8 protein-coding genes are annotated in these 9,499 nt (G+C 45.7%); 2 read left to right on the forward strand and 6 right to left on the reverse strand.

All coding sequences use genetic code 11. The features are described 5' to 3' along the window. Nucleotides 1–31: 31 nt before the first annotated feature. The 6 genes from GX654_03115 to GX654_03140 all read right to left on the reverse strand — a co-directional run bounded on the left by GX654_03115 (nt 32) and on the right by GX654_03140 (nt 7,667). Entirely contained in the window at nt 32–1,111 is a 1,080-nt protein-coding gene (locus tag GX654_03115) for a hypothetical protein (protein NLD35835.1), read from the reverse strand. Nucleotides 1,112–1,246: 135 nt separating this feature from the next. Then, complete coding sequence (locus tag GX654_03120; protein ID NLD35836.1) at nt 1,247–3,274, reverse strand: hypothetical protein; 2,028 nt, start codon at nt 3,272–3,274, stop codon at nt 1,247–1,249. 3 nt (nt 3,275–3,277) lie between these two features. Then, nucleotides 3,278–4,027, reverse strand: a complete 750-nt coding sequence (locus GX654_03125; protein ID NLD35837.1) for a 4Fe-4S binding protein — start codon at nt 4,025–4,027, stop codon at nt 3,278–3,280. Nucleotides 4,028–4,310: 283 nt separating this feature from the next. Beyond that, nucleotides 4,311–6,623 carry a xanthine dehydrogenase family protein molybdopterin-binding subunit gene (locus GX654_03130; GenBank protein ID NLD35838.1) on the reverse strand — a complete coding sequence of 771 codons (2,313 nt, stop codon included), beginning with the start codon at nt 6,621–6,623 and terminating at the stop codon, nt 4,311–4,313. A gap of 153 nt (nt 6,624–6,776) precedes the next feature. Further along, the gene (locus GX654_03135; protein ID NLD35839.1) at nt 6,777–7,139 is read right to left on the reverse strand and encodes a hypothetical protein; all 363 of its coding nucleotides are present in this window, start codon (nt 7,137–7,139) and stop codon (nt 6,777–6,779) included. 222 nt (nt 7,140–7,361) lie between these two features. After that, entirely contained in the window at nt 7,362–7,667 is a 306-nt protein-coding gene (locus GX654_03140; GenBank protein ID NLD35840.1) for a hypothetical protein, read from the reverse strand. Between the two features lie 533 nt (nt 7,668–8,200). Here GX654_03140 and GX654_03145 point away from each other — a divergent pair. Together GX654_03145 and GX654_03150 are read left to right on the forward strand one after the other, a co-directional pair. Next, nucleotides 8,201–8,569, forward strand: a complete 369-nt coding sequence (locus GX654_03145; GenBank protein ID NLD35841.1) for a BlaI/MecI/CopY family transcriptional regulator — start codon at nt 8,201–8,203, stop codon at nt 8,567–8,569. Between the two features lie 3 nt (nt 8,570–8,572). Continuing rightward, on the forward strand, nt 8,573–9,499 hold a 927-nt coding region (locus tag GX654_03150; protein NLD35842.1), incomplete at its 3' end, for a M56 family metallopeptidase.

The following is a 9,499-nucleotide window of genomic DNA, read 5'->3' on the forward strand; positions in this document are numbered from 1 at the left end:
AACCTGTAAATATTTACTCGTTATCCCTGCACTATGGTCTCGGTAAATAACCAATCCTGTCGCCTGCATAGGTGCCTATCCATATCTCGTTATCCACAGGTATTGCAACACTAACTTTCTGCATTGCGGTTCTCTGATCAATGCCTGTTATTCGTTTAGCCTCCATTGTCTCAGGGTTTATTTTGATTACTGACCATCCTGTTTCACATCGTGCATCTTTACATTCATCAGGCGCCACATAATTATCGCCTGAGGTATAAAGCATCCCGTCATCACCCCAGTGGACGTTATCAGGTTTGATACCTGTCTGCGCCTTTTTAAATGTTAAAGGGGTTTCCGTGCGGTTAAACCGGACTATCTCACGTGTGCCTGTGGCCGCCACATATACCCATTTGTTATCAGGGGATATGGCGATCCCGTTTGGCCCGGAAAGCTCAGTACCCTTAATCTCCTTTACCTCACCACCGGGATGCCATTCATATACGCCGCCTGTAATCCTGCCGCTAAACATTTCTTTAAATGGATCAGGCATAGCGGGGTCGTAAAACTTCGTTGCGACAAATCCCCCATCGTTAAGGATAGCAACACTGTTTGCATATATATCTTTCGGGAGTGGCACACAACCTGTCCAGGTTATAACTGGTTTTTCTCCCTGGATATTTATCTCAAATGTCTCGATAGCCTCCCTTGCTGCGTGACCTGTAATATATAAACTGAAACTGTTTGCTGATTTTTGTCTGAGCGCGAGCCCGTGGGATGAAAATTTATCGATATCTACAGGGCCGGGGCAGGCACTGAACATCTGTTTATCATGGTTAAACACAGGGTTGTTACCCGGAAAGATTTCTTCATAGCTCTTATCCTTCCTGTTCACAAGATAGATGTGGCCGGGATTAACCGTGTCCGAAAACCTGCCGTTCAGGCCGGTGGTTATAAGCCATTCAGTATCACCAAGGGGAAGGATGTCCTCGGCATTTACTGGGCCGTAGATATAATTCAGGTTGCCGGAGGCTATACAGTCCTCGGCTATCACTCCTTTAACTGAAATAAGAAAAATAATGCCACTGAATATCAGAAATCTACAGATTATTTGTAAGTTGAGTATATTCATTATTTTTTTAAACCTTGTTTGCTTAAATATTTCTTCCTTTAAAACTCCCCTCCACTTTATGGGAGGGGCCGAGGAAGGGGGACCCTCACCCAACCTCTCCCATAAAGGGAGAGGAGTTTTAGTGGAATTAATTAGCTATGCCTTGCCCAGCTTTCCTGCCTTTTTCATAGGCTCAACCATTCTCTTTAAACCAAGGTCATCCATAGTCTTTTTAGTGGGCCAGCCATGCTCCTCGTCCCAGCCTTCAAGGGCATAATAGTGTGTCTTGAAGTCATTTACACCCTTTCTGTCAAGGTACATGTCACGGCAGTTATCACTGCGCCATTTGCCATTTTCATATATGGGCACGCCCCCGTAAATAGCTATGCCTGATGCCCCCGGCATATACATGTATGGGAAGAAATCCTCCTTCTCACGGCTTCTTCCATGCATTACGCGAATTGCCCGCTCAAGCGTCCATATCTTCTGACCCATACGCATGGTGTCTGCAAAGGAATCGTTCTTGCCTGTGACAGCCTTGTAATACATGGTTTCCATCTCAGGGGTGTGGGTCCCCGGTTCAGGGAGCAGCATCTCGCAGAAGGCCATTGATTCATTCCAGAAAGATGAATAGTGGCGGCTCCATGCAACCTGTTTCGCCTTGTGTGGTGAATAGATGCCGGTCTTCCATGCCTCTTCACCCTGCCATGCATAGTTAAACATGAATATATCATCTGTATATGGGATAGTTGATTTTGAAAGTTTGGCAAGAGATTCTTCAAGCGTCCCTGTCGCGGGTTTACCGACCGGCGACATGAAACCGTGCCATGCCGGGTCTCCTGCACCTAAAATATAGGCATAGGCCCATTCCACCCAGGGCATTGTCCAGTGGGCTGCTGCACCCCAGGCTGTGAGCCTGAGAGCGCCACTCGCTTTATCCTTTTCAAAACGGCCCCATTTTTCAGCGGCACGGCATGTCCCTTCTGCCAGGGCATCGCCTATCCCGGTGCGGTTTGCGATTGCATCAAGCAGGGACAGGCGAAAGCTCAGGTCACTCCATTGATCCATTGGCAGCGGATAGGAATCTATCTCTTTACCGGGGCCAAGGAGTCCCTCTTGTTTGAGGTACTGGAGATACCAGCCCAGGCCGGAATCTGTTGGAACCTTTCCTCTGAACAGTGCAGGCGCTCCGGGGATATCCTGTGAAAACATATCTGCATGAAAATGGGCAGCCCAACTGCTGAGCCCGTATTTTATCAATGCCTCGGCTGCACGGTCAGAATCAGATGCCTTGTTGCTGCCAAGCCATCCCATACAGGCGCACATGGTTTCACCGCCATAGTAATTTTTCCTGCGCCTGTCGCCTCTCAGGCATGGCATACAGGTTGCTGCGCCCGGCCCTGCGGTATAGGATATTGCCCCGCCCTGGAATGATTTCAAGTGATGCAATCGCGCCTCAATAACACCTTCAGGGTCTGCGACCTCTACCTTGCCTGTCCCGATAACACTTATGGCCTTCAGATTCTTTGCCCCAAATACTGCCGCATGGCCGCCCACGCGTGCGCTTACGCCGCTCCCTGTAATAAGGGCAGCCATTCTTGATTTGGTCTCACCTATAGGGCCAATACAGAGGATTTCAGGCCGACTGGTTGAATAGGTATCATCTATTTCCTGCCATTGCTCACCGTATCGGGTCTGGCCGCCTACCATAGATGTTATCCTGCTCTGTGTTTCCCATGTATCCCTGCCCCAGAGTTCCTTTGCGTCTTCGATCTTTACCTTGTCATTAATTATATTGATCCATACAGGCTTGTCAGCCTTGCCCTCTACTACTACCCCGTCCCATCCTGCAAGCTTCAACATGGTTCCAAAACGGCCACCAAAATTGCCGCGCCAGAATTCAGAGGTTGGGTAGGTCTCAGGAGACATACCGCAAACATTTGTCCTGCCTGCCCCCGGGATACCGGTTGCTGCAAGAGGCCCTACCATTATGGGGAGCACATTACGGGGATCATACGGGTCTTTCATGTCCCATTCGCCTGGCGCTACTGCTAAATCCCAGAATATGGCAGTGCCCATGCCATAGCCGCCGCCAAACTCCTCATATTTTGAAGTATCTATTGTGTTAATAGATTTATTCGTCAGATTTATTCTTAATATCTTTCCTGTGTATCCGTTTGCCATGATCTATTCCCCCTTTCCCTTGTTATCATCAGAATCCTGACTGAAAAAACTCCCGAAGTCCCTTGGTGGAGGCGGAGGAGGCGCCATATCAACATCATACCCGTTTACATCTTTCTGGGATGGGGGCTCGTGAACAAGTCTCAGCGCCTTTGCAGGACAGCCAATTACACATGCCTGTTCGCCATCCGGGCCACCTTTGTGTTTCCAGAAGGGGGTATCAATGCAGAGGTCACATTTCATTGCAATCTCCTTTTCCGGGTTCCAGACTGTCCTGTGTGGCCGCTGGGGGCATGATTCAATACAGGTTTTACAGCCAATACACACTTCAGGGTCTATTACCCTGACATTACCATTTTCTGTATCCACATGACATGCGCCTGTGGGGCAGTTCTGCACGCAAACCGGCGTCAGGCATTGCCTGCATACAGACATTACAATGTCATAGGGGTATTTTGTAAAGGAGGGGGCATCCCGGATAATCTGTATCCTTGAGAGTGACGGGGCTGCCACCCCTTCATGCGCCATTGAACATGCGTACATGCAGCTCTGGCACCCAAGGCATATCCTGCTGTCATAAACAATGTATCCTTTTGATTGTTCATAGGATTTGTTTTGAGATTCAGACGCTGTTGATGCAGATATTGAGGTATAGGCGCCAATAGTGCCGATAGCAATGGCAGTTCCTCCTCTCTTTAAAAAATCACGTCTTGAAACCTCTTTTTTGTTATCTTTATCATCTTTCCGTTCCGCCATGTAAAGTCTCCTTTTAAAGTGCTATGACAAATAAATATTACATTTAATTAATAGATTCCTCTATTACTGTTCTAAATTTCCATTTCACATCTTTCCCACTTTTCCGCTGTTGCTCAAACCTTTGCCATCCTGTTAAGTCCAAGTCCTTCCTTATTCTTAAAATCACTTCGTTAGTTTCCATCCAGAAAGAGATAATTTCTGGATGGAGCTTTCAGCAGTCAGCGATCAGCCAAATCTTCGTTTTTAGTGCTTTAAGCTAATAGCTGAAGGCTGATAGCTTTAATTAACATTTCCCCAGTGCTGCCAGTATCTTATCAGGTGTTGCAGGTGGCTCGATCCATATTCCTATGGCGTTGGCTACGGCACATACCGGAAGCAGCGGGGCTGCCATACAGTGACTGATACCGGTTGCGCCATAGCAGGCGTTTCCACCCCGTGTCTCAACAGCGTATGTCTCAACCGGGCCCATATCAACCATTGTGGGCTTTTTGTATTCAAACATATTTGTACTCAGTTTTACCCCGGTTTTCTTGTCGTAGATAAACTCCTCGGTTAATCCCCCTCCATGAGAAAAAAACATGGCCTGATAGAGCTGGCCTTCAAAAGAAGTCATCCTCAGCACCTTTCCCGGGTCGCACACAACAACATATTTAAGCACCTCTACCTCTCCGGTCTCTGTGTCAACAGCTACTTCGCAGTAACTGGTGTTCATGGTGTCAAGTATATGCCCGCCCTTATGCCAGGTTGTTTCAGGCGGCCTTCCGAAATATGTGGCGGTGATATCCAGGTCATGATCCCCGAAACCTTCATCCGCGATAAACTTACCAAATGGAAATGCCTTGGCCGGATCGGATTTTAGATAAACCATGGTATCCTTTGTATCGAGATCCTCAGGCCTGATTTTTGGCCCACTGGGTTGGGGTGCTCCTAACATTCCTCCACCACCTCCACTGAAGGCGCTTGATTTTGCTGCGAGTTCAAGGAGAAGCCTTTTACATTTTACAGCGGCCTCCTTCATTACCCATGCTGAGGCTGTGGTGCCGTCGCTGCCACCACCTACTGGGGTGAAGATAGCCTTGTTGTCATATAAGAGTATTACATCCTCTATCTTTGCCCCCATCTCTTCGGCAACAACCAGGGCGCATGCATCTGCTGCATAAACCCCCATCCACGGGCCTTTAAGTGGCACATAAACCTTGCTGTCTGCCTGTACTGTAACTGTTGCAGTGTATGGCTGCTGCGCATGCCTTGGAGACTGGGCATAGCGGAAGCTCAGGCCATGCATCCTGCCATCAGGGAGTCTTTTGGTGCCTGCCTTATGCCATTTCCAGTTCATGGCCTTTTTACCCTTTTCTATACACATCTTAAGACCATCGGGGATACCTGGGTCCTGCTGTGAAGATGGGCCGTGTATGTTTTTAAGGGCAACATCTATAACATCCATGTCCAGTTTTTCTGCCACGATCTGTTCCGCTATGGTCATGGCATCCCAGTTAAAGGGGGATGTCTGGCTCCCTGTGTTCTTACCTGAACTGGTGTAAACACTTTGGAAACTGCTTTTTAGGTTAATGCATTTTGTAGTATTGAACGGGCTGAACGTGGCTTCAAATGAGCCCATAGAAAATGGCTGAGCCCCAACTCCGGGGGCGCCTGAATCGCCAATTGTGCTTTCCTCAACCGCTGTGATCGTGCCATCCTTTTTAAAGCCTATCTTTGTGTGAGAATATCTCTGCGGGTTGGCAGGGTAGTAATCATGATTCCTTTCATTTACGCATCGGACAGGGCGGCCTGTTCTTTTTGAGAGCAGAGGTGTAACAAGCTGTGAGCGGCGGATAAACCAGTCACAGTATTTGCCTCCCTGAAAGGTTGTGCCCCGATGTAACTTGTCAAAGTGTAGATTATACATGGGTAAAAGCTGGAATGAACCCCATGTGGGGCAGACACCCTCTATATATAATGATGGGCCAGGGGCACCCAGAGGGTCCTGTGCCCACCATGACAGGCTCCCGTTTGGATTTGGCGGATGAGATGCAGTCTTTGAGTGACCCCAGTCAAACTCAACAATATGATCAGCTTCTTTAAATGCCTTTTCAACATCACCTGTTGTATAGGGCTTGCCTGAGAGTAGTTTAGGATCAATACGCACTATCGGCGAACCTTCCTTGAGGCCATCCCTTGGATCAACTATTGTTGGAAAAACCTCCCAGTCAATCTTAAGGAGCCTTAGTGCCTCATCGCAGATCTCCGGTGTCTCTGCAACAACCACACATCCGATCTCTTCATCTTCTGTGTCAGATTCATTGGTGATAAGGGGTTCACGTGTGCCCTTCATAGCCTTTACTTCAGGGTCTTCCCATGTAATGATATCAACCACGCCATTGAGTTCCATTGCCTTACTTGTATCAATGCTATTTATCTTTGCACGGCCATATGGATTTCTTAAAAACTTGGCGTGAAGCATGTTTGGAGCCACATAATCACTCCCGAATTTTGCCATACCGGTTGCAATGGAAAAGGAAAGCCTCCCTGGAACATTTGCCTTTCCAACTGCCTTGAATTCCGTTCTCTGACCGTTACTTCCTTCGATATCTGCCATGTTGTAATCTCCTTTGATTTTGTGTCACACAAAGCCGATAAGACACAAAGGTTTTTGAAAAAAAGAGAAGCTCTTTTCTTTGTGGCTTCGTGTCTTTGTGTGCGTCCCTATTTTTTCATCCCCGTTCGTCATATTTTTTTTAATGCCTTTATCTTAAGCTGAACGCTGAAATCTATTTTTTATTAACACCTCCCAGCGCACATGTATCCCTGCCATTGTCATTACAGGCGGCTTAAAAAGGGCCGGGTTTGCAGCTAAAACATCAGGGTCATCCCAAGTAACAATGTCTACAATTCCATCTGATTCCCTGGCTAGAGTTATATCTATGTTTTTGATTTTTACGTGACCAAAGAGGCTTCTTATGAATTCGGCATGGAGTATATCAGGGAGAGCACAATCACTGCCATATTTGGCCATGCCTGTAGCTATAGAATAGGCGAATCTGCCGGGTATGTTTTTACTTCCAACAGCCTTTAACTCAGTTCTCATACCGTTGGATACTTCAATATCTGCCATATGCCCCCAATAGCTAATATTTTTATAGTATAAAAAAATTATACCGGAGCCAATAGACGAATGAAAAGGGTATAAAATAACGCTAAATAGTTAATGTTATGCAGTTACGTTAATTGAAACGCAGTATATGGATTTAAATATTCCATGTCAATGGGGAATACCGATGATTAGATATGCAAGATGGTAATTCATTTTACAAGATCAACAAATTAGTATGTTTATTTATTTCGGTTCAGATACAGGTGGATAGGGGTCTGCCTCTGCTTTATCCCTTTCTTCTGTAACAGCCCTCTTTTTCATATCCCTTGGAATTGCAACTGGTTTTGAGGTGTCAACGGTTAAAGACATCCCTGAGTAATTAAATTTTGTTTCCTTATCCATAGCGCTTTGCACAGTCACTGCAGGTTTAGATTTTCTATTTATTATTTGATGCCTGAAAAACAGCAGCGCTATTACTACCACGATTGAGAGGGCTACAAGAAAGGTGGCGATTTTCATAAATATTTTTTGCATATTTCTAAATTCCATTGTTTTTTGCTCCTGATATATTCTTCCAATTTTTCTGAGAATATAAGGGGTTATATTAATTATGTCAAATGTAATAGTGGGGGTGCATAACCTGTTACAGTTTAATCTGCTATATATTTTTATCCGACATTACTCCTATTGCTGAGTGGCGCTGGGCTTAAGGCGCAAGGCGTAGGGGGAAAACCATTCTTCTGTCATCCCCCGGCTTGATCGGGATCCAACCGCACCCCGTCATCCCCCGACTTGATCGGGGGATCCAGTTGTTTTCATGTTTTTACGATTTATCGACATGTGGGCTTACAGAATCCCAAAATTATCCGGTCATCTCGACTGAAAGGAGAGATCATGTTTTTAAAAGAATTATTAGATTTCTCCTGTTGCTCGAAATGACATGCAGGAACAACACTTTCATTGACACGAATTTGGTCGACTATTCAAAAAAACAATAAAATTCTACAACTGTAGAAGAAAATGGTTGACAATAGTTCTACATGTGTAGTAGATTCATCTACAAATGTAGAAAGGAGGAGAAAATGAAGCTATCTGAGAATGAATGGAAGATCATGAACTCGATGTGGAAAAAGAGTCCGGCAACTGCGAGGGAGATTGTCGAAAACATCCCTGAAAATGTTGAATGGGCCTATACCACGGTTAAGACAATGCTTAGCAGGCTTGTTACAAAGGGCGCTGTGTCAGAACACAAAAGGGGTAATACAAGTTTTTATGAACCCATAATCGCCCAGGATAAAGCGCATAAGAACGCCTTTTCAAACCTCTTTGACAAGGTTTTGGACGGAGCGCTGGAGCCCTTTATGCACTATCTTGTTGATGAAAGGAAGATATCGAAAAGGGAACGTGAGGAGTTGATTCGCATTCTAAAAAAAGAAGAAAAGGGGGAATAGATCATGATCCAGTACCTTAACGATGTGTCTCAAGTCTGGTGGCAGTGGATGGGGAGCATGTTCTGGCAGGTAAGCCTGCTTATAGTAATTGTGACAGCCCTGGATATGATGATCCGTAAATGGGCATGGCCCCAGGTGAGATATGCACTATGGGCGCTGGTGTTTATAAAGCTTGTAATATCTCCTGCCTGGCAGATGCCTACTAGCATTATTTCATTGATACAGCCCCAGGTTCAGGAGCAGATTACATTTAATGTTGATATGGGTGAAACTGAAAAGCTGTCAGCAAATTTTTTCAACCCCGATGAGATTATAGTTAAGCAGGTGACCTGGCAGAGTTATGCCTTACTGGCCTGGATTTCGGGTATAATTATCTTTACGCTCATGCTGTTAAGAAAAATGTTTCAGTTCCGTAAGCTGCACCAAGTGGATGGGCGGGAGGTTATCCCTGAATGGTTTAATGAGCTAATGACAAAAACAGGGACACAGTTGAAGCTGAAAAAACAACCATCAGTAATTTATTCAAAAGGAGCAAAAAGTCCTGCGGTTTATGGTGTGTTCCGACCGGTTCTTCTGTTGCCTGAAGGTTATATTGATAAGCTGTCTAAAGAGCAGGCAGAGCATATACTTATCCATGAGCTATACCATATAAAGCGGGGAGATTTACTGGCTCACTGGATTTGTGTATCTTTACAAATTGTCTACTGGTTTAATCCTCTTCTTATTTGGACTCGCAGGCAGATGAGATATGTCTGTGAAATCTGTTGTGATCTAAGCGTTGCAGGCATGCTTCGTGAAAAGACAGGAGCATACCGTGAAACACTTCTCAGGACTGCACGTGAACTCTTTGCAGTAAATATGGAGCCCAGTCTTGGATTCCTTGGTATCTTTGAAGAGCCTTTTCGGTTAGTTCCACGGCTTAAGTGGCTG

The sequence above is a fragment of the Desulfatiglans sp. genome, from assembly GCA_012513605.1.
Lineage (GTDB): Bacteria > Desulfobacterota > DSM-4660 > Desulfatiglandales > HGW-15 > JAAZBV01.

Excerpts from the sequence above, each read along its gene's own strand:
- GX654_03115 (NLD35835.1), bottom strand. The coding sequence starts at position 1,111 with ATGAATATACTCAACTTACAAATAATCTGTAGATTTCTGATATTCAGT.
- GX654_03120 (NLD35836.1), bottom strand. The coding sequence starts at position 3,274 with ATGGCAAACGGATACACAGGAAAGATATTAAGAATAAATCTGACGAAT.
- GX654_03125 (NLD35837.1), bottom strand. The coding sequence starts at position 4,027 with ATGGCGGAACGGAAAGATGATAAAGATAACAAAAAAGAGGTTTCAAGA.
- GX654_03130 (NLD35838.1), bottom strand. The coding sequence starts at position 6,623 with ATGGCAGATATCGAAGGAAGTAACGGTCAGAGAACGGAATTCAAGGCA.
- GX654_03135 (NLD35839.1), bottom strand. The coding sequence starts at position 7,139 with ATGGCAGATATTGAAGTATCCAACGGTATGAGAACTGAGTTAAAGGCT.
- GX654_03140 (NLD35840.1), bottom strand. The coding sequence starts at position 7,667 with ATGGAATTTAGAAATATGCAAAAAATATTTATGAAAATCGCCACCTTT.
- GX654_03145 (NLD35841.1), top strand. The coding sequence starts at position 8,201 with ATGAAGCTATCTGAGAATGAATGGAAGATCATGAACTCGATGTGGAAA.